Genomic DNA, 734 nt, shown 5'->3' on the forward strand with positions numbered 1-734 from the left:
GGAGTATCTGGATTTAATGTGACAGCTCCAATTGCATTACAGTCTTGAACCTCACCAGACCAACGCAGTGGTTTTTTAGCCCTAGCATCTAGTAATACGATTTTTCTCTTATTCAGTATGTCAGTATCCAAAGCATCATGGCGTTCACTAGGTGTAACGAACTTAATTCTGCAGTGTTTGTGCTTCGTGTTATACCAGCCCACAAAACCTTGCACCCAATCTCGTACCTCACTCAAGTCGCTAAACCCATGAGATGGCCAATCAGGTCGATATTTTAGCGTCCTAAATGTAGATTCAGAATACGGGTTATCGTTACTCACTCTTGGTCTGTTATATGATGGCGTAACACCGAGCTCTTCCATTTTTACTTTCATCGTTACCGCTTTCATTGGTGCACCATTATCAGAATGTAAAACGAGCGGGTTACGACCCGTTTTCTCTCGCCAGCAGGTTCGCTCAAGTAACTCACCAGCCTTGATGCCACACTCGTTTTCATGCACCTCATAGCCGACTATTTTTCGACTATAAATATCTTCTATCATGTATAGATAATAATATTGACCCCGCACTTTTGAGTGGCAGTAAGTGATATCCCATGACCACACCTCATTCGCTTTATTAGCGGTATATGTGGTTGGTTTACTGACTTTTTTACGGACTTTACTACGCCCTCGATGAACGAGTTGACCAACCTGTTTCAGAACCCGATAAAACGTTGATACTGACGCGATATA

At 42.6% G+C, this 734-nt stretch carries 1 protein-coding gene; it reads right to left on the reverse strand.

From position 1 onward, the window contains the following. Positions 1-734: transposase (locus tag MT391_RS20695; RefSeq protein WP_499499982.1), on the reverse strand; the 734-nt coding region annotated here is incomplete at both ends.

This window comes from Vibrio sp. 1-Bac 57 (assembly GCF_037546855.1).
Taxonomy (GTDB): Bacteria; Pseudomonadota; Gammaproteobacteria; order Enterobacterales; family Psychromonadaceae; genus Psychromonas.